Below are 18,826 nucleotides of genomic sequence, written 5' to 3' on the forward strand. Positions count from 1 at the left end.
CACACATGTCTCCATTACGCGGGTCTTCCGTCACAGGCGCGCGACGGACACCCATGCCCTTCACTCTCCGTCGTTCTCCGGGCACAGGCTCAGTGATCGTCAGCACCGCCGCGGCTCCCCCGACGGCCCTCCCGGGCCGCCTCCGCGGCGCCCGCGAGGAGGTGCCTCAGATGACGGACAGAAGGCTCTGGTCGTACAAGGAGATCGCCGCGCACATCCGGGTGCAGCCGGACACCGTCCGGTCGTACCGCAAGCACGGGCTGCTCCCGCCGCCCGACCACCAGGAGGGAGGCAAGCCGTACTGGTACGCGGACACCATCCGCACCTGGGTGGCCAACCGACCCGGCAACCGCGGACGCAAGACCTGACCGGCCCGACCGAACCGGCGCGACCGCCGCGACCACCGGATTCCGGCCGTACCGGCCGAACCGGTGAAAGCGACCGGCCCGACGGAACCGGAGAACCGACCGGACCGACAGAACTGACGGAGCTGACGGAACTGAGACGGAACTGACGGACCTCATCCGATGAACCACCGGCCCCGTACCTCCGCGGTACGGGGCCGGTCCCGTGCGCCGCACACCACACCGGCGCACGAGGCACCCGACTGGCCCTCATACCCCCTAGGGGTATAAAGTGGCGCGAGTGCAGAGCTCGGGAGTCCCAGTCCACTGGCACCCCCGACGCCATCGACGTACGACGAGGAGAACGCCATGACCGCGGCCGACGCCAAGACCGAACTCCCCCAGGCCACCGGCTCCTGCTGCTCGCCGAGCGGCTCCTGCCACGACGGCGCGGCGGCCGAGACCGGCCGATCGGCCGGGGTGACCACCGTCTACCAGGTCACCGGCATGACCTGCGGCCACTGCGAGGGCGCGGTGAGCGAGGAGCTCTCGGCACTGCCGGGCGTCACCTCGGTCACCGCCGTCGCCGCGACCGGCCAGGTCACCGTGGTCTCGGAGTCGGCCCTCGACGAGGCCGCGGTACGCGAGGCGGTCGACGAGGCCGGGTACGAGCTGGCGGGCCTGGCGTCCTGACCCGGGGCCCGATCCGGGACGCCCACCCGGCCGCCTCCGGATCGCGGCCCCGGACGGGGGCCGCGCCTGCGGCCGTACCTCTTTCGGCCTCTTGCGGACTCTTGCGCGCGCCGACGCGTCGCCGCACACTCCCCGTAGACCGGCCGTGCCACCACACCTCCACGGCTGGCGGCCATAGACTTCCGGCCACGGGGAGCCGACACCCGGCGCCCCGCCCCACTCCCTCCCCAGGCGGCACCCGGACACCACCGGCCACGCCGCTCACCCCGGCGGCCCGGGTAGCCGACCGTTCCGGTCACGGTGGGTCTCCAGATGACTGCGGACGCGTGATTTCACCTTCACGTGACTCACAAGTCCTTCACAAGGAGACCTAGATCACAGATATTGGGGGGTAACCATTCGGTCGGCTCGCGAGTCTGAATGGTTGATGCCAGAACGTCTTGGGGGACGTTCATGGGATGTCTTGGGGGACGTCCCTAAATGGCAAGCGTTGGCCGGGGCACGTGCACCGGGGAGCTTTGAGCGGCCCTCCCGTACGTACGTACCCCGGCAGATCGCACCGCGAGCCTCTGCTGTAATCCGGCAGACGCCCGGACCCGGATCCCGTGGGGGGAATCCGCTCCGGGGATATGGGAAGCGCCCCGCTCGCCGACCCGTGGGGGGATCGGCGGCGGGGCGCTTCTGCACGCTGCGCCTTCGCGCGGAGGGAGCCGGACCGGCTCAGCGCCGGACTCAGCGCTCCCGGACTCAGCGCTTCCGGACTCGGGCTCCCGGACTCAGGCTCCTGGACTCAGCGCTCTTCGACCGGGACGAAGTCGCGCAGGATCTCGCCGGTGTAGATCTGGCGCGGGCGGCCGATGCGGGAGCCGGGCTCCTTGATCATCTCGTGCCACTGGGCGATCCAGCCCGGCAGCCGGCCGAGGGCGAACAGGACCGTGAACATCTCGGTCGGGAAGCCCATGGCCCGGTAGATCAGGCCGGTGTAGAAGTCGACGTTCGGGTAGAGGTTGCGCGAGACGAAGTAGTCGTCGGCGAGCGCGTGCTCCTCCAGCTTGAGCGCGATGTCCAGCAGCTCGTCGGACTTGCCGAGGGCCGAGAGGACGTCGTGGGCGGCCGCCTTGATGATCTTCGCCCGGGGGTCGAAGTTCTTGTAGACGCGGTGGCCGAAGCCCATCAGCCGGACGCCGTCCTCCTTGTTCTTCACCTTGCGGATGAAGGAGTCCACGTCGCCGCCGGAGGACTGGATGCCCTGGAGCATCTCCAGCACCGACTGGTTGGCGCCGCCGTGCAGGGGGCCCCACAGCGCGGAGATGCCGGCCGAGATCGAGGCGAACATGTTCGCCTGCGAGGAGCCGACCAGGCGCACGGTGGAGGTGGAGCAGTTCTGCTCGTGGTCCGCGTGCAGGATCAGCAGCTTGTCGAGGGCCGCGACCACGACCGGGTCGAGGTCGTACTCCTGGGCGGGGACCGAGAAGGTCATCCGCAGGAAGTTCTCCACGTAGGAGAGGTCGTTGCGCGGGTAGACGAACGGGTGCCCGATCGACTTCTTGTACGCGTACGCCGCGATCGTCGGCAGCTTGGCGAGCAGCCGGATCGTGGAGAGGTGGCGCTGCTTCTCGTCGAACGGGTTGTGGCTGTCCTGGTAGAACGTGGACAGCGCGCTGACCACCGAGGACAGCATCGCCATCGGGTGGGCGTCGCGCGGGAAGCCGTCGAAGAACCGCTTGACGTCCTCGTGCAGCAGCGTGTGCTGGGTAATCTCGTTCTTGAAGCCGGCGAGCTCGTCGACCTGCGGCAGCTCGCCGTTGATCAGCAGGTACGCCACCTCAAGGAAGGTGGAGCGCTCGGCGAGCTGCTCGATGGGGTAGCCGCGGTAGCGCAGGATGCCCTGCTCGCCGTCCAGGTAGGTGACCGCGGATTTGTAGGCGGCGGTGTTGCCGTAGCCGCTGTCCAGGGTCACCAGACCGGTCTGGGCGCGGAGCTTCCCGATGTCGAAGCCCTTGTCGCCTACGGTGCTCTCGACCACCGGGTAGGTGTACTCACCGTCCGCGTACCGCAGTACTACAGAGTTGTCGCTCACGTCATCCCTCACCGACGTAGTGCCTCTTCTTCGAGGTGCCCTGACTGTCTCTACCATCCCCCACTTGGCCCAGCAGAGTGCACTCGGGGTCGGCCTTTCGGCCTTTTGGCGGCACTCAGTGCCGTCAACCTGCTCATCCTGCCCCCTTCACTCCGGTTGCGAAAGTCCCGCCGGGTCGAGAGGGCCCTCAGGTGATGTTTCCCACGAATGATCGATCATCCCTCGGGTCTCCGGGACCGGGGGCGGTCCGGCCGTCCTGGGCAGCGGTGGAGGCGGCCTGGCCACCCCTACAGGTCGGAGGCGGTCCGGCCGTCCTGGAGGTCGGAGGCGGGCCGGCCGCCCGCCAGCCGGTGGTCCAGCGCGGTGTGCCGCCGACCCGCCGAGACCGTGCGCACCGCCTGCGCGATGGCCTTGCGCGAGCCGACCAGCACCACCAGCTTCCGGGCCCGGGTGACCGCCGTGTACAGCAGGTTGCGCTGGAGCATCATCCACGCCCCGGTGGTCACCGGGATGACCACCGCCGGGTACTCGCTGCCCTGCGAGCGGTGGATGGTCACCGCGTAGGCGTGCGCCAGCTCGTCCAGCTCGTCGAAGTCGTAGCCGACCTCCTCGTCCTCGTCGGTGAGCACGGTGAGCCGCTGCTCGACCGCGTCCAGGGCGGTGACCACGCCGACGGTGCCGTTGAAGACCCCGTTGGCGCCCTTGTCGTAGTTGTTGCGGATCTGGGTGACCTTGTCGCCGACCCGGAAGACCCGGCCGCCGAAGCGCTTCTCCGGCAGGTCGGGGCGGGCCGGGGTGATCGCCTGCTGGAGCAGCCCGTTGAGGGTGCCGGCGCCGGCCGGGCCCCGGTGCATGGGGGCGAGGACCTGCACGTCCCGGCGCGGGTCCAGGCCGAACTTCGCCGGTACGCGGCGGGCGGCGACGTCCACCGCGAGGCGGCCGGCCTCCTCGGTCTCGTCCGCCACGAAGAGGAAGAAGTCGTCGAGGCCCTGGGTGACCGGTTGCAGCCCCTCGTTGATCCGGTGGGCGTTGGTGACCACGCCGGACTGCTGGGCCTGGCGGAAGATCCGGGTCAGCCGCACCGAGGGGACCGGGCCGCCGGGGGCGAGCAGATCGCTCAGCACTTCCCCCGCCCCCACGCTCGGCAGCTGGTCCACGTCCCCGACCAGCAGCAGATGGGCGCCCATCGCCACCGCCTTGACCAGCTTGTTCGCCAGCAGCAGGTCCAGCATGGAGGCCTCGTCCACCACCACCAGGTCGGCGTCGAGCGGGCGGTCCCGGTCATAGGCGGCGTCCCCGCCGGGCTTCAGTTCCAGCAGCCGGTGCACCGTGGACGCCTCGGCCCCGGTCAGCTCGGCCAGCCGCTTCGCGGCCCGCCCGGTGGGCGCGGCCAGCACCACCTTGGCGCCCTTGGCCCGGGCCAGCTCCACGATGGACCGCACCGTGAACGACTTGCCGCAGCCGGGGCCGCCGGTCAGCACGGCCACCTTCTCGGTCAGTGCCAGCCGGACCGCCTGCTCCTGCTCGGGCGCCAGCTCCGCCCCCGTACGGCCCGCCAGCCAGGTCAGCGCCCGCCCCCAGTCCACGTCCCGGAACCCGGGCATCCGGTCCTCGTCGCTGCGCAGCAGCCGGCGCAGCTGCCCGGCCAGCGACAGCTCGGCCCGGTGGAACGGGATCAGGTACACCGCCGTGACCGGCTGCCCGTCCGCCCCCGGCACCTCCTCCCGCACCACCCCCTCCTCGTCCCCGGCGAGCTCGGCCAGGCACTCGATGACCAGCCCGGTGTCCACCTGGAGCATCTTCACCGCGTCCGAGATCAGCCGCTCCTCGGGCAGGAAGCAGTGCCCCTGGTCCGAAGACTGCGACAGCGCGTACTGCAGCCCCGCCTTGACCCGGTCCGGGCTGTCGTGCGGGATGCCGACCGCCTGCGCGATCCGGTCCGCCGTCAGGAAGCCGATGCCCCACACGTCGGCGGCGAGGCGGTACGGCTGGTTCTTCACCACGCCGATCGAGCCGTCCCCGTATTTCTTGTAGATGCGCACCGCGATGGAGGTGGACACCCCCACTCCCTGGAGGAAGACCATCACCTCCTTGATCGCCTTCTGCTCCTCCCAGGCCGCCCCGATCATCCTGGTCCGCTTCGGCCCGAGCCCCGGCACCTCCACCAGCCGCCCGGGCTCCGTCTCGATCACCTCCAGGGTGTCCACCCCGAAGTGCTCGGTGATCCGGTCCGCGATCCGGGGCCCGATGCCCTTGATCAGCCCGGAGCCGAGATAGCGGCGGATGCCCTGGACGGTGGCGGGGAGCACGGTGGTGTAGTTCTCCACGGTGAACTGCCGCCCGTACTGCGGGTGCGACCCCCACCGCCCCTCCATCCGCAGCGACTCCCCCGGCTGCGCCCCGAGCAACGACCCCACCACCGTGAGCAGTTCGCCCCCGCCGCGCCCGGTGTCCACGCGCGCGACGGTGTAGCCGTTCTCCTCGTTGGCGTAGGTGATCCGCTCCAGCACGCCCTCCACCACGGCGAGCCGGACGCCCTGCCCCGGGACGTCTGCCGGCCGCGTGGCCGGTGTGGACGATGACGACGACATGACCCGACCGTATCGCCCGCCTCGGACACCGGAGCGGGGGCCGCCGCTGCCGCAGGGCCGGGCGTGCTTCCGGAAAGCGGATGCCCACGTTGCTCGCGAAAAGGCCGTTTGGCAGCATTCCCCGGGTGGTTGACAACGGGGACGACGACATACGCCCGGCCGCCGGCCGTGCCTCGCGGCTTTCGGGTCTGACACGGCTCGTGGCACCGGAGGACGAGCCGGCGCCGCTCGGTGCGCCCATGGAGGCGGGACCGGCGCGGCCTCCGGCGGGCCCCGGCACCGGCGGAGCCCGGGGCGCGGTGGGGGCGGACGAGTCCGAAGTACGCTCGGCCGAGCGGCACTTCGCGCGTCTGCTCGGGGAGTTCCGGCGCAGCGCGGTGCTGGTGCCGCTGGACGCGCAGGGCAGTCTGTGGACGGCCGACTCCGGCGGTGTGCGGTGGATCTGCGCCTTTTCCGACGAGCATGCGCTGGCCCGGTTCGCCTACGCCCGTGGCGAGGCCGGACGGGAGTGGCCCTATCGCACCGTCTTCGGGGCGAGGCTGCTGGATGTGATGGTGCCGATGCTGCCCGGCCCGGCCGGAGTGGCGCTGGACGCGGGCAGTGCCGATGGAGTGCTCTTCCCACCGGTCAAGGGCGTGGTGCCCGACGCGGTGGCAGTAGATCTCGGGGGGATGGGATGAACGGCGGGGAACCGGTTCTCGCGGCGTCGGCGGAGGGGCTGGCCGACATCGCGAAGGGGATCGACCTGGCTCACGCGGAGCTGAAGGACCTCGGCATGATCGGCCAGGCGACGGCCGGGCGGGGATTCTCCGACCTGGGGCTCTCCGCACTGGAGTTGGGGCATGGCGGCCTGGCGGCGGAGTTCACGGCGTTCTGCGAGCGATGGGAGTGGGGGGTGCGCGCACTGACCCTGCGCGGAAACATGTTCGCGCAGGCAGTGGGGCTTTCGGCCGGTTCGTTCGCCGAACAGGATCGTTACGTCAAGGACAGCATCAAGATCGGCGTGAACTCGGTCAACGGCAATCCGCATCTGTCCGAGGACGAGGTCAAGCAGCTGAGCTGGGAGACCGTCCGCGACCAGCGAGCCACGGACAACGCGGACTGGAGCGCGGGCTCCATGGCCGCGGCGCAGGGCGAGATGGCGCAGACCTGGCGCAACACCGCCTATGACGTCGAGGACTCGATGCTGGACTCGATGGAGCGCGGCGGACTGATGGACCCGGAGTACCGCGACGCGTTGGACGGTGAGCTGCGCGAGCGGCTGGGTCCGGACCAGGCGACCGTGGACCAGGCCGAGCAGCCCCGTTGGGGGGAGAGCCGCTGATGCCCGACTGGGGACCCGTCGGGGACTTCACCGGCAAGCTGGTGGACAAGGCCGTCGACACCGTCGACCGGGGCATCGACAAGGGCAAAAAGGTCGTCGGCGAGGGGGTCGACTGGACCACGGACAAGGTCGGCGGCGGGCTGCGCCACTACGGCCACGACGCGGTCGCGGAGGTGGTCGAGGACTGGGGCGACGAGACCGCCTCCTCGCTCGGCGCCGCGGTCGGTGAGAAGCAGCTCGGCCAGAGCGAGGACCCGAAGGACCTGATCCACGGGAAGGCGGAGAAGATCACCGCCACCGTGCGGAACCTGCGGGACTTCCAGCGCGCCTACGACCTGGTGGGCGCCGGGATGAGGAAGCTCGACCCCGGCGGCTGGAAGGGTGAGGCCGCCGGCGCCTTCCGGGAGAAGTTCCAGCCTCTGCCGGCGGACTGGCTGCGCGCCGCCGACGCCTTCGGGGACGCCGCCGACGCGCTGGACACCTACGCCGCGGCGGTCACCGGCGCCCAGGGCAAGGCCAGGGAGGCCATCGCCCTGTACAAGGAGGGCCGGCAGCAGAGCGAGGCCGCGGTCACCGCGTACAACAAGAAGGTCGACGCCTACAACGCGGCGCGCGACGGTGACGACCCGCTGCCCCGTCCGGGCGAGTTCTCCGATCCGGGCAAGGGGAAACTGGAGCAGGCGCAGGAGGTGCTGACGGCCGCCCGGCGGGCGCGCGACGAGGCGGCCGAGACGGCCGAATCCGCGGTCACGGCGGCGATGGCGCACGCGCCGAAGGAGCCGACCGGTCTCGAGAAGCTGAAGCTGGACTTCCTGGACCAGAACATCAGCCTCGGCGTGGAGAGCACACACCTGCTCGGCGGTGTCGCGAAGGGTACGGCCGGGCTGGTCACCTTCGTACGCTCCCTCAACCCCTACGACGCCTACAACGTGACCCACCCGGCCGAGTACGCCAAGGGCGTCAACACCACGCTCGCCGGGCTGGTGTCGACCGCCGCCAACCCGGACCGGGCGCTGAAGAACTCCTGGGAGGCGGCCAAGAGCGACCCGCTGGAGTTCGGGGGCCGGCTGCTGCCGGAGGCGGTGGGGCCGAAGGGGCTGGGCGTGGTGCGCGGGGGCGCGCGCACGGTGGTCAACTCGGCGGGGCATGTGGCGAACGTGCCGAGCCCCCGGGGCCGCCTTCCGGAGGGCCATGCCGCGGAGAAGCCCTACACGGTGCAGCCCCCCGTGGAGACGCCGTTCACGGGGAAGTCCCACCCGCCCCTCCCGGACAAGGTCTCTCCCGCCCGGGCAGGGGTCGAGGAGCCGCACAATCCCTCCCGGACCGAGGACTCCGTCGTCTCCAAGGACTCGGATCCGATCGACTTCGCGTCCGGGGCGATGTACCTGCCGCAGACGGACGTCGTACTGCCGGGCCTGCTGCCCCTCGTCTTCCGCCGCCGTGTCGCCTCGGACTACCGGGCCGGCCGCTGGTTCGGCCCGTCGTGGTCCTCGACCGCCGACGAGCGGCTGGAGATCGACTCGGAAGGGATCGTCCACGTCCGCGAGGACGGCCTGCTGCTCGCCTATCCGCACCCCGCGACCGGCGTACCGGTGCTGCCGAGTCACGGTCCGCGATGGCCGCTGGACCGCTCCCCGGACGGCGACTACACCGTCCTGGACCCGATCAGCGGGCAGGTGCGGCGGTTCAGCCCGCACGGCGAGGACCAAGCCCTGCTCACCCGGGTCGACGACCGCAACGGCAACTGGATCGCCTTCGATCATGACGAGGCCGGCGCCCCGGTGGCCATCGTCCACCACGGCGGCTACCACCTCCGGCTCACCACCGCGGACGGCCGCGTCACCGCGCTGCACCTGGTGGGTGGGGCGGCGGACGGCGGCGACCAGGAGCTCCTGCGCTACGGCTACACCGGCGGCCACCTCACCGAGGTGGTCAACTCCTCCGGCCTGCCCCTGCGGTTCGCCTACGACGACCGCGGTCGGGTCACCTCGTGGACGGACACCAACGGCAGCCGGTACGACTACGTCTACGACGAGCAGGACCGCTGCATCGCCGAGGGCGGCGCGGCCGGCCATATGGCACTACGCGTCTCCTACGACGGTGTCGACGAGGAGACCGGGTACCGGGTCACCACGACCACCACCCCTTCCGGGGCCGTCAACCGGTTCGTCGTCAACGACTCCCACCAAGTGGTGCGGATCGTCGACCCGGTGGGCGCGGTGACGGCGTTCGAACGCGACCACCGCAACCGGTTGGTCAGCGAGACCGACCCGCTGGGCCGTACCACCCGCTTCGACTACGACGAGGCGGGACGGCTGCTGAGCGCCACACGGCCGGACGGCCGGAGCATGACGGTGGAGTACGACGCGCTCGGGTGGCCCGTGCGCGTGACGCACCCGGACCGTACGGTCGTCCGCCACAGCTACGACGAGCGGGGCAACCGCACCGCCACCACCGACACCAGCGGCAACATCACCCACTACTCCTACGACGAGGCCGGACGCCTGCGGTCGGTCACCGACCCGCTCGGCCACACCACCCACGTCGAGTGCGACCCGGCCGGTCTGCCGCTGCGCCTGACCGACCCGCTCGGCGCGACCACCCTGGTGGACCGGGACCGCTTCGGCCGGCCCACCACCCTCACCGACGCGCTCGGCGCCGTGACCCGGATGGAGTGGACGGTCGAGGGCAGGCCCGCCCGCCGGGTGGACGCCGACGGCGCGGAGCAGTCCTGGACCTACGACGGGGAGGGGAACTGCCTCGCGCACACCGACGCCCTCGGACAGGTCTCGCGGTTCGAGTACACCCACTTCGACCTGCTGACCGCCCGGACCGGACCGGACGGGGTGCGCTACGAGTTCGGCCACGACCACGAACTGCGGCTGACGCAGGTCCGCAACCCGCAGGGCCTGAGCTGGGATTACGGCTACGACGCGGCCGGGCGGCTGGTCTCGGAGACGGACTTCGACGGCCGGGCGCTGGTGTACGAGCGGGACGCCGCGGGTCGTCTGACCTCGCGCACGGACGCCCTCGGGCAGACCACCCGCTACGAGCGGGACGACCTGGACCGGGTGATCCGCAAGGACGCCGCCGGAGCCGTCACCACCTATGCGTACGACGTCTTCGACCAGCTCGCCGAGGCGGTGAACGGCGACGCCCGGGTCACCCGCCTCCGCGACCGGTACGGACGCCTGCTCGGCGAGACGGTCGACGGCCGCGTCCTCTCCTACACCCTTGACGGGCTGGGCCGGCGCACCGGCCGTACCACGCCCACGGGCGCCGTGAGCTCCTGGAGCCACGACGCCACCGGACGCCGCTCCTCCTATACGGCCTCCGGCCGGACCCTCACCTTCGAGCGGGACGCGGCCGGTCAGGAGAGCGCCCGCCACATCGGCGACGCCGTCTCCCTCGCCAGCACCTACGACCCGCTGGGCCGGCTGACCAGCCAGCAGGTCACCGGCGCCGGCCGCGCCATCCAGCGCCGCGACTACGCCTACCGGGCCGACGGCCACCTCACCGCGCTCACCGACCAGCTGACCGGCACCCGCACCTTCGACCTCGACCCGGTGGGCCGGGTCACCGCCGTGCACGCGGCCGGCTGGAGCGAGCGCTACGCCTACGACGCGGCGGGCAACCAGACCCACGCCTCCTGGCCCGCCTCCCACCCCGGCCAGGAGGCCGTCGGCAGCCGCGACTACACCGGCACCGCCCTCACCCGGGCCGGCGGCGTCCGCTACGAGCACGACGGCCTCGGCCGCGTCACCCTCCGCCAGAAGACCCGCCTCTCCCGCAAGCCGGACACCTGGCGCTACACCTGGGACGCCGAGGACCGCCTCCGCTCGGTAAGGACCCCGGACGGCACCCTCTGGCGCTACACCTACGACCCCCTCGGCCGCCGCACTTCCAAGCAGCGCATGGCCGCCGACGGCACGACGGTCGCCGAGTGGACCACCTTCACCTGGGACGGCACCACCCTCTGCGAGCAGACCACGGTCGCGGCCGAAGTCCCCCGCCCGGTGACCCTGACCTGGGACCACGACGGCCTGCGCCCCCTCACCCAGACGGAGCGCCTGCTCCCCGCGGACCCCTCCCAGGAGGCGGTGGACGAGCGGTTCTTCGCCATCGTCACCGACCTGGTCGGCACACCGTGCGAACTGCTGGACGAGGCCGGTGACATCGCCTGGCGGGCACGCGGCACGCTGTGGGGGACGACGGCGTGGGCGGCGGACAGCACGACGTACACGCCGCTGCGGTTCCCGGGGCAGTACTTCGACCCGGAGACGGGGCTGCATTACAACTACTTCCGGCATTACGACCCGGAGGCCGCCACCTTCCTCGCACCTGACCCGCTGGGGCTCGCCGCCGCCCCGAACCCCACCGCTTATGTCGTCAATCCACAGGCGCAGGTCGACCCCTTGGGTCTTGCTCCGTGCCCGCCGGAGGGTGCGCTGTCCGGGGCCGGTACGCCGATGGACTCCTTCCTTGCGAGCGGAGCCACGGTCCGGCACACAGAGACGGCGACCGCCATCGGCGACGACTTCAACACCTTGCAGAACCTCCTACGCTCAAAGGGAGCCGCCGGCCACGACGTCATCGTGCATGGGGACGACATGGGCCACTTCCGCGTGGATGGAATGATCACCCATCCGCAGCAGATCGCAGACGCCATCCTGGAGAATCCGCACTACGGGGGCGGGCCCATTCAACTCGTCACATGTCACGGAGCAATTGCAGCCGCTCGGGAATTGTCCGAGATACTCGGGGTGGAAGTTCGACACGCCAGTCCGCACATGGTGGACCTCGATCCGCGAACGGGACTCGTGAGAGAGTGGCCGAACGGTCCGCGCGGAAATCCCATAGTAAAGTAGCCCATCCACGCCGCAACCAACCGGAGAGACAGTGAGAGAAGTACGGCCGCTTGGAATTCTGAGCCATTTGGAAGGACAAGAGGAGTACGCACTGAGAAGGAGCGAGCTGCTCAGCAAGGTCAATGAGCTGGACGGCGAAGAAAGACAGCTGATCGCCTCGTACATGCGCAAGGGGACTATCATCCTCGCCTTCATGGAGTACACGACCGACATCATCGCAGCGAAATTCGGAACATCCGGCGGAAGCGGTATCCTCAGCGACGGGAACTACTTCTGGCGCGGTGACGCAGCTGATTACGTGGAAAAGTACGGGATCTCGCCGGGAGACGAATTCCTTGAGAGCGTGCTGGACAAGGAAGGCACCCCGCCCACTCTCACGAAGGAAGAGGTCCTGGAGATTGACGACTATTTCGTTTTCATGCGGGACAGTCAGTAGCGGGCAGCCAAGCGCGCAGCGAGGGACTCGTCCATGCCGAGCCTTGCGCCTCGGGGCCACTGTCGCCGGGCTCCCAGGTGACGTGGAAGCGGTCGGTGCCTCGGGCTCGGAGTTCGGCGGAGACGGCTTCGACGGCACAGGAGCCGTAGCCCTTGCCCTGTTCGTCGGCCGCGATGTTCAGGCGCCAGAGGCCGGAGCGGGTGTGGCCCGACCCGCCTCCTTCCAGTCGGCGTCCGGGAAGGCCCTCAGGATTCGAAGACCTCTTCTACGTACCGCTGGGCCGTCTCGGCCAGGACCTCGGTGCCGTTCCGGGCCCACAGGTCGTCGTTGAAGAGCTCGACCTCGATGGGGCCGGTGTAGCCGGCCGCGTCGACCAGGCGGCGCCAGGCGCGGAGGTCGACGCAGCCGTCACCGAGTTGGCCGCGGCCGGTGAGGACGCCGGCCGGGAGGGGGACGGTCCAGTCGGCGAGCTGGAAGGAGTGGATACGGCCCTGGGCGCCCGCCCGGGCCACGGCGGCGGGCGCGCGGTCGTCCCACCAGACGTGGTAGGTGTCCACGACCACGCCGACCTGCGAGGCGGGGAAGGGCTCGGCCAGGGCGAGGGCCTGGTCCAGGGTGGAGACGGCGCAGCGGTCGGCCGCGTACATGGGGTGCAGCGGTTCGATGGCCAGTCGGATGCCCCGTTCGCCGGCGTAGGGGGCGAGTTCGGCGAGGGCGTCGGCGATACGGGAGCGGGCGGAGGCCAGGTCGCGGCCACCGGGCGGCAGTCCGCCGGAGACCAGGACGAGGGTGTCGGTGCCGAGGGTCGCGGCCTCGTCGATGGCGGCCCGGTTGTCGTCCAGGGGGGAGGCGGTCGTGGTGAAGAAGCCGCCGCGGCAGAGGGTGGTGACGGTCAGCCCGGCGTCCCGCACCAGCTTGGCGGCGGCCTCCAACCCGTACGAGTGGACCGGTTCGCGCCACAGGCCGACGCCGGGGATGCCGAGGCGGACGCAGGCTTCGGTGAGGGCGGGCAGGGGCAGTTGCTTCACGGTCATCTGGTTGATGCTGAAGCGGGAGAGGGCTGAGGAGGGAGGGGCGGAGGCGGTCACTGGGGGACTCCGTGGACGGTGAGGAGGGCGCGCATCCGGTGCTCGGCGAGGGCCGGGTCGGGGAACAGGCCGAGGCGGTCCGCCAGTTCGTAGGCGCGGGCGAGGTGCGGGAGGGAGCGGGCCGACTGGAGTCCGCCGACCATGGTGAAGTGCTCCTGGTGCCCGGCCAGCCAGGCGAGGAGGACGACTCCGGTCTTGTAGTAGCGGGTGGGGGCGGCGAAGAGGTGCCGGGAGAGTTCGACCGTCGGGTCCAGGACTGTCCGGAAGCCGGCGCGGTCGCCGGTGTCGAGGAGGCGTACGGCCTCGGCGGCCAGCGGGCCGATGGGGTCGAAGATGCCGAGCAGGGCGTGGCTGAAACGGGCCCCGGGGGTGGACGGGTCGTCGCCCGCGATGAGTTCGGGGTAGTGGAAGTCGTCGCCGGTGTAGCAGCGGACGCCTTCGGGGAGGCGGCGGCGGAGGTCCACTTCGCGGTCGGCGTCGAGGAGGGAGACCTTCACCCCGTCGACCTTGTCCGGGTGCGCGGCGATGACCTGGAGGAAGGTCTCGGTGGCGGCGTCGAGGTCGGAGGAGCCCCAGTAGCCGGTCAGGGCCGGGTCGAACATCGGGCCCAGCCAGTGCAGGATCACCGGTTCACGGGCCTGGCGGAGCAGTTCGCCGTAGACGGTGAGGTAGTCCTCGGGGCCGGTGGCGGTGGCGGCCAGGGCGCGGGAGGCCATCAGGATGGGCTGGGCGCCGGCGGACTCGATGTGCGCGAGCTGCTCCTCGTACGCCTTGCTCACCTCCGCGAGGGAGCTGGGCGGGGTGGTGAGCTGGTCCGTGCCGGCCCCGGCGGAGATCCGGCCGCCGCAGGCCCGCGCCTCGGCGGCGGAGCGGGTGATCAGCTCGGCGGCGCGCGGCCAGTCCAGTCCCATGCCGCGCTGGGCGGTGTCCATGGCCTCGGCGACCCCGAGCCCGTGTGCCCAGAGATGGCGGCGGAAGGCCAGGGTCGCGTCCCAGTCCAGGGCCGCGGGCCCGTCGGGGGTGGTGTCGGCGTACGGGTCGGCGACGACATGCGCGGCGGAGAAGACCGTACGGGAGGAGAGGGGCGGGGGCGGAGGTGGGGATTGCGACCCGGTGGTCGAGGAGGGGGGTGGGGACTGCGGCCGGGGGCGGGAGGAGAGGGCGGGGTGCGGGTCGGTACGGGGGTGGTAGCTGCCGTACGGGAGCTCGATGGTCACAGGGACAGCTCCGGGACCTCGTGGCGGCGGCCCTCGGCCGAGGACTTCAGGCCCAGCTCGGCGAGCTGGACGCCCCGGGCGCCGGCGAGCAGGTCCCAGTGGTACGGCTCGTCCCGTACGACATGGCGCAGGAACAGCTCCCACTGCGCCTTGAAGCCGTTGTCGAACTCGGCGTTGTCCGGGACCTCCTGCCACTGGTCGCGGAAGGAGTGGCCGACCGGGAGGTCCGGGTTCCACACCGGCTTGGGGGTGGCCGAGCGGTGCTGCGCACGGCAGCCGCGCAGACCGGCGACGGCCGAGCCATGGGTGCCGTCCACCTGGAACTCGACCAGCTCGTCCCGGTGGACCCGGACCGCCCAGGAGGAGTTGATCTGCGCGGTGATCGGACCGTCCGGCCCGTCGATGCCGAAGATCCCGTACGCGGCGTCGTCGGCGGTGGCCGCGTACGGCTTGCCCTGCTCGTCCCAGCGCTCGGGCAGATGGGTGGCGACCTGGGCGGTGACCGAGGTGACCCGGCCGAACAGCTCGTGCAGGACGTACTCCCAGTGCGGGAACATGTCCACGGCGATGCCGCCGCCGTCCTCGGCCCGGTAGTTCCAGGAGGGTCGCTGCGCCTCCTGCCAGTCGCCCTCGAAGACCCAGTAGCCGAACTCCCCGCGGACGGAGAGGATCCGGCCGAAGAAGCCGCCGTCGACCAGCCGCTTCAGCTTGAGCAGCCCGGGGAGGAAGAGCTTGTCCTGGACGACGCCGTGCTTGATCCCGGCGTCGCGGGCCAGCCGGGCCAGTTCCAGGGCGCCGGCCGTGTCGGAGGCGGTCGGCTTCTCGGTGTAGATGTGCTTGCCGGCCGCGATCGCCTTCTTCAGGGCCTCGGGGCGGGCGGCGGTGACCTGGGCGTCGAAGTAGACCTCGGTGCGCTCGTCGGCGAGCACGGCGTCGAGGTCGGTGGACCACTCGGTCAGCCCGTGCCACTCCGCGAGGGTGCGCAGCGCGTGCTCGCGCCGGCCGACCAGGACCGGCTCCGGCCACAGCACCTCCCCGTCGCCGAGGTCGAGGCCGCCCTGCTCGCGCAGGGCGAGGATCGAGCGGACCAGGTGCTGGCGGTAGCCCATGCGTCCGGTGACGCCGTTCATGGCGATGCGGATCGTTCTGCGGGTCATGGCGTGCGTCCTCCGAGGGCGGTTGGGGGGAGTGATGAGGGGGCGGGGGGGCGGTGAGGTGGCTGTGGGCGAGGGAGAGGAGAGGAGAGATAGAAAGCGCTTTCTATGGAGGGGAACGCTAGCCTGCGGACAACGGCTCGGACAAGGGCCCCACCGGGTGACAGCCTTTTCCCACCTCGGTCGAGGGCTCCATCCCGCGAAAGAGAAGGAGCACGATGACCGTCACCCTGGCCGACGTGGCCGCCCGCGCCCGGGTGTCCCCGGCCACCGTCTCCCGGGTGCTGAACGGCAACTACCCGGTCGCCACCGCCACCCGGGAGCGGGTGATGCGCGCGGTGGACGAGCTGGACTACGTGGTGAACGGCCCGGCCAGTTCGCTCGCCGCTGCCACCTCCGACCTGGTGGGCATCCTGGTCAACGACATCGCCGACCCGTTCTTCGGGATCATCGCCGGGGCCGTCCAGTCGGCGATGGGCCGGGCCGGCGGCGGGGGCGCGGTGGGCGGAGGGGAGAAGCTGGCGGTGGTGTGCAACACCGGCGGCTCCCCGGAGCGGGAGCTGACCTACCTCACCCTGCTGCAGCGCCAGCGCGCGGCGGCCGTGGTGCTCACCGGGGGCGCGGTGGACGATCCCGGGCACGGCGCGGCGGTGGCCGCGAAGCTGGCGCGGCTGGCGGTCGCCGGGACGCGGGTGGTGCTGTGCGGCCGTCCGCCGCTGCCCGCCGCCGGGGAGGACGCCGGGGCAGCTCTGGCCACGCTGACCTTCGACAACGAGGGCGGTGCGCGGCGGCTGACCGAGCATCTGCTCGGCCTTGGGCACCGGCGGCTCGGCTATGTGGCCGGACCGGTCGAGCGGACCACCACCCGGCACCGGCTGGAGGGGCACCGCGCGGCGATGACCGTGGCGGGCCTCGGCGCCGACCTGGACCGGCTGACCGTGCACGGCCCGTACGACCGGCGCTCCGGCTACGAGGCGGCCTGCGAGCTGCTGCGCCGGGAGCCGGGGCTGACCGCGCTGGTCGCGGCGAACGACACGGTGGCGCTGGGTGTCTGCGCGGCCCTGCGCGACCAGGGGCTGCGCATCCCGGACGACGTGTCGGTGGCCGGCTTCGACGACCTGCCGTTCTCGGTGGACGCGGTACCGGCGCTGACCACCGTACGGCTGCCGCTGCACGAGGCGGGCGCGCGCGCCGGCCGGCTGGCCACCGGCGCGGAGGCGCCGCCTCCGGGCGGCCTGGCGACGATGGGCGGCGAGCTGGTGGTCCGCGCCTCCACGGGGCGGGCGCGGTGAGCCATGCGGCGGGAGGAGCCGGTGCGCCGGGTCGCCCGGAGTCCGTATGCCGGAGAGCCCGGACCCGGTGGGGCGGGCCGCCCGGACCCCGGCAGGGCGGGTCCGTGGTCGCGGCGGGGCCATGAGGGGACGGTCGCGGGGTACGTTGCCGGGGGCCGGACCGGTGCCGGTGCCGCGTCGCGGGTACGGCGGGGCGCACGGGGCCGTCGGGTGTGACCGTGCCGATATGTCGATGTACTGAGGAGCCCCCCGTGAAGTACGCCTTCTCCACCCTCGGTGTCCCCGGGACGCCGATTCCCGAGGTCGTCCGCCTCGCCGCAGAGAACGGCTACCAGGGGGTCGAGTTGCGGGCCCACCCCGAGGAACCGGTGCATCCGGGGCTGGTGGCGCACGAGCGGCGCGCGGTGGCCGAGGAGTTCGCGCGGGCGGAGGTGTCGATCCTGGCCGTCGCCGGGTACGCCCGGGTCGCCGAGCCCGGGGACGACGAGCCGGTCTACGAGGAGTTGCACGGGCTGCTGCATCTGGCGGCCGATCTGGGCGCGCCGCATGTCCGGGTGTTCCCGGGCGGCGGGGAGCTGGACCCGGCCGAGGCGGACGCGATCGCCGCCCGGCGGCTGGGCGCGGCGGCGGAGGTGGCCGCCGAGTTGGGCGTCCGCATCCTGCTGGAGACCCATGACTCGCACCGTACGGGGGCGGACATCGCCCGGGTGGTGGGTGCCGTCGGGCACAAGAGCGTGGGCGCCCTGTGGGACGTACTGCATCCCTGGGCCGCCGGTGAGGCTCCGGCCGCGACGCACGCGGCGCTCGCCCCGTACCTCGGCTATGTCCAGGTGAAGGACGCCGCCTCGGCGATCGAGACGGCTCCGCTGGCGCTGGGCGAGGGCGCGGTGCCGCTCGCCGAGTGCCTGGCACTGGTGGACGACGCCCGGACGAGCAACGCTCTGCTGGACGACGCGCTGCTGGAGGGCGGCGAGGTGTGGGCCTGCTGGGAGTACGAGAAGCGCTGGTACCCGGAGGCCGCCGAGCTCCCGCCCCTGCTGGCGCCCGGTCTGGAGCATCTGCGCTCGCTGACGAAGTGAGTCGGTGAGGGGGTGAGGTGAGGTGCGGAGGTGGGGTCGTGGGCGTCCTCGGGCGGTCGGCCGCACGTCCACCGGCCGGGACTCCGCCGCCGGTTCGGCTCGCGGCGATCCGGCAGGCCTCCTGGGCGGTACGGGCCGGGGCCCCGCCGAACGTGGTCAGCTGGAGGGCGCAGCCGCGCAGGTCCTCGGCCCCGCCCCGGCCGCCCCGCGCGCAGGCGGCCGCGTTGACGGCCGGGGTGAGATCGTACCCCTGGACCAGCAGAGAGGTCCCGCACGTGTTCGCGTCGGCCGAGGCAGGCCCGCCGCGGCCACCGTGCCGATGAGCGCGGGCAGAAGGGCGGCGGCGGTGGCCGCGGTCGCGGGCCAGTCTCCGCGGGCCCCGGTGGGGATGCCCGCGCGGTGTCGCCGCCGCTCCCTGGTGAAGGTCCCTTCCGGGCGTCCGTCGCGGCGGGCGGACCAGAGCCGTTGCGGCACCGGGCCGGGCGTGCCGTGCGCACCTCCTTGACCTGGCAGTTACTTTCCGGCTATGCGTGAATCCCTGGAAGTTTCCTTCACCTCGGGGATCTCCCAGGGGCCGTTTCCTCCCTCACGAGCCCCCTCACGTACGGCCGGAAGGAGCACCAGTGCACCACCGCGCCAACCCCCACCCCCACCCCACCG

At 71.9% G+C, this 18,826-nt stretch carries 13 protein-coding genes and 1 pseudogene; 8 read left to right on the top strand and 6 right to left on the bottom strand.

Annotated features, from left to right (window positions below; all coding sequences use genetic code 11):
* The first annotated feature begins 170 nt into the window (after window positions 1-170).
* A complete protein-coding gene (locus tag M1O15_RS03715; protein ID WP_248631721.1) occupies window positions 171-368 on the top strand; it encodes a helix-turn-helix transcriptional regulator in 198 nt (65 codons plus the stop codon).
* 345 nt (window positions 369-713) lie between these two features.
* Window positions 714-1,037, top strand: coding sequence for a heavy-metal-associated domain-containing protein (locus M1O15_RS03720; protein WP_248631722.1), 324 nt, complete (start codon window positions 714-716; stop codon window positions 1,035-1,037).
* 790 nt (window positions 1,038-1,827) lie between these two features.
* Here the strand turns inward: M1O15_RS03720 and M1O15_RS03725 are convergent.
* Together M1O15_RS03725 and recD2 are read right to left on the bottom strand one after the other, a co-directional pair.
* The gene (locus M1O15_RS03725) at window positions 1,828-3,117 is read right to left on the bottom strand and encodes a citrate synthase (RefSeq protein WP_248631723.1); all 1,290 of its coding nucleotides are present in this window, start codon (window positions 3,115-3,117) and stop codon (window positions 1,828-1,830) included.
* Window positions 3,118-3,404: 287 nt separating this feature from the next.
* Window positions 3,405-5,708, bottom strand: a complete 2,304-nt coding sequence (gene recD2, locus M1O15_RS03730) for an SF1B family DNA helicase RecD2 (RefSeq protein WP_248631724.1) — start codon at window positions 5,706-5,708, stop codon at window positions 3,405-3,407.
* Between the two features lie 80 nt (window positions 5,709-5,788).
* Here recD2 and M1O15_RS03735 point away from each other — a divergent pair, with 80 nt between their 5' ends.
* The 4 genes from M1O15_RS03735 to M1O15_RS03750 all read left to right on the top strand — a co-directional run bounded on the left by M1O15_RS03735 (window position 5,789) and on the right by M1O15_RS03750 (window position 12,336).
* Window positions 5,789-6,388, top strand: coding sequence for an SseB family protein (locus M1O15_RS03735; protein WP_248631725.1), 600 nt, complete (start codon window positions 5,789-5,791; stop codon window positions 6,386-6,388).
* On the top strand, window positions 6,385-7,032 hold the full coding sequence (locus M1O15_RS03740; protein WP_248631726.1) for a hypothetical protein: 648 nt from the start codon (window positions 6,385-6,387) through the stop codon (window positions 7,030-7,032). Before M1O15_RS03735 ends, M1O15_RS03740 begins: the two co-directional genes overlap by 4 nt.
* A complete protein-coding gene (locus M1O15_RS03745) occupies window positions 7,032-11,900 on the top strand; it encodes a putative T7SS-secreted protein (RefSeq protein WP_248631727.1) in 4,869 nt (1,622 codons plus the stop codon). The genes M1O15_RS03740 and M1O15_RS03745 overlap by 1 nt, the downstream gene beginning before the upstream one ends.
* Window positions 11,901-11,967: 67 nt before the next feature.
* Complete coding sequence (locus tag M1O15_RS03750) at window positions 11,968-12,336, top strand: hypothetical protein (RefSeq protein ID WP_248631728.1); 369 nt, start codon at window positions 11,968-11,970, stop codon at window positions 12,334-12,336.
* A gap of 49 nt (window positions 12,337-12,385) precedes the next feature.
* Here the strand turns inward: M1O15_RS03750 and M1O15_RS03755 are convergent.
* The 4 genes and pseudogenes from M1O15_RS03755 to M1O15_RS03770 all read right to left on the bottom strand — a co-directional run.
* A pseudogene (locus M1O15_RS03755) lies at window positions 12,386-12,585 on the bottom strand (GNAT family N-acetyltransferase); the annotation flags it as partial.
* A complete protein-coding gene (locus M1O15_RS03760; RefSeq protein ID WP_248631729.1) occupies window positions 12,582-13,370 on the bottom strand; it encodes a sugar phosphate isomerase/epimerase family protein in 789 nt (262 codons plus the stop codon). The gene M1O15_RS03760 and the pseudogene M1O15_RS03755, both read right to left, overlap by 4 nt.
* 50 nt (window positions 13,371-13,420) lie before the next feature.
* Window positions 13,421-14,641, bottom strand: coding sequence for a dihydrodipicolinate synthase family protein (locus M1O15_RS03765; protein WP_248631730.1), 1,221 nt, complete (start codon window positions 14,639-14,641; stop codon window positions 13,421-13,423).
* The gene (locus M1O15_RS03770) at window positions 14,638-15,798 is read right to left on the bottom strand and encodes a Gfo/Idh/MocA family protein (RefSeq protein WP_248631731.1); all 1,161 of its coding nucleotides are present in this window, start codon (window positions 15,796-15,798) and stop codon (window positions 14,638-14,640) included. The genes M1O15_RS03765 and M1O15_RS03770 overlap by 4 nt, the downstream gene beginning before the upstream one ends.
* Before the next feature lie 215 nt (window positions 15,799-16,013).
* Here M1O15_RS03770 and M1O15_RS03775 point away from each other — a divergent pair, with 215 nt between their 5' ends.
* On the top strand, window positions 16,014-17,087 hold the full coding sequence (locus tag M1O15_RS03775; RefSeq protein ID WP_248631732.1) for a LacI family DNA-binding transcriptional regulator: 1,074 nt from the start codon (window positions 16,014-16,016) through the stop codon (window positions 17,085-17,087).
* Between the two features lie 251 nt (window positions 17,088-17,338).
* Window positions 17,339-18,166 carry a sugar phosphate isomerase/epimerase family protein gene (locus tag M1O15_RS03780; RefSeq protein ID WP_248631733.1) on the top strand — a complete coding sequence of 276 codons (828 nt, stop codon included), beginning with the start codon at window positions 17,339-17,341 and terminating at the stop codon, window positions 18,164-18,166.
* Window positions 18,167-18,826: the final 660 nt, after the last annotated feature.

Source organism: Streptomyces lichenis (assembly GCF_023218175.1).
Lineage (GTDB): Bacteria > Actinomycetota > Actinomycetes > Streptomycetales > Streptomycetaceae > Streptomyces > Streptomyces lichenis.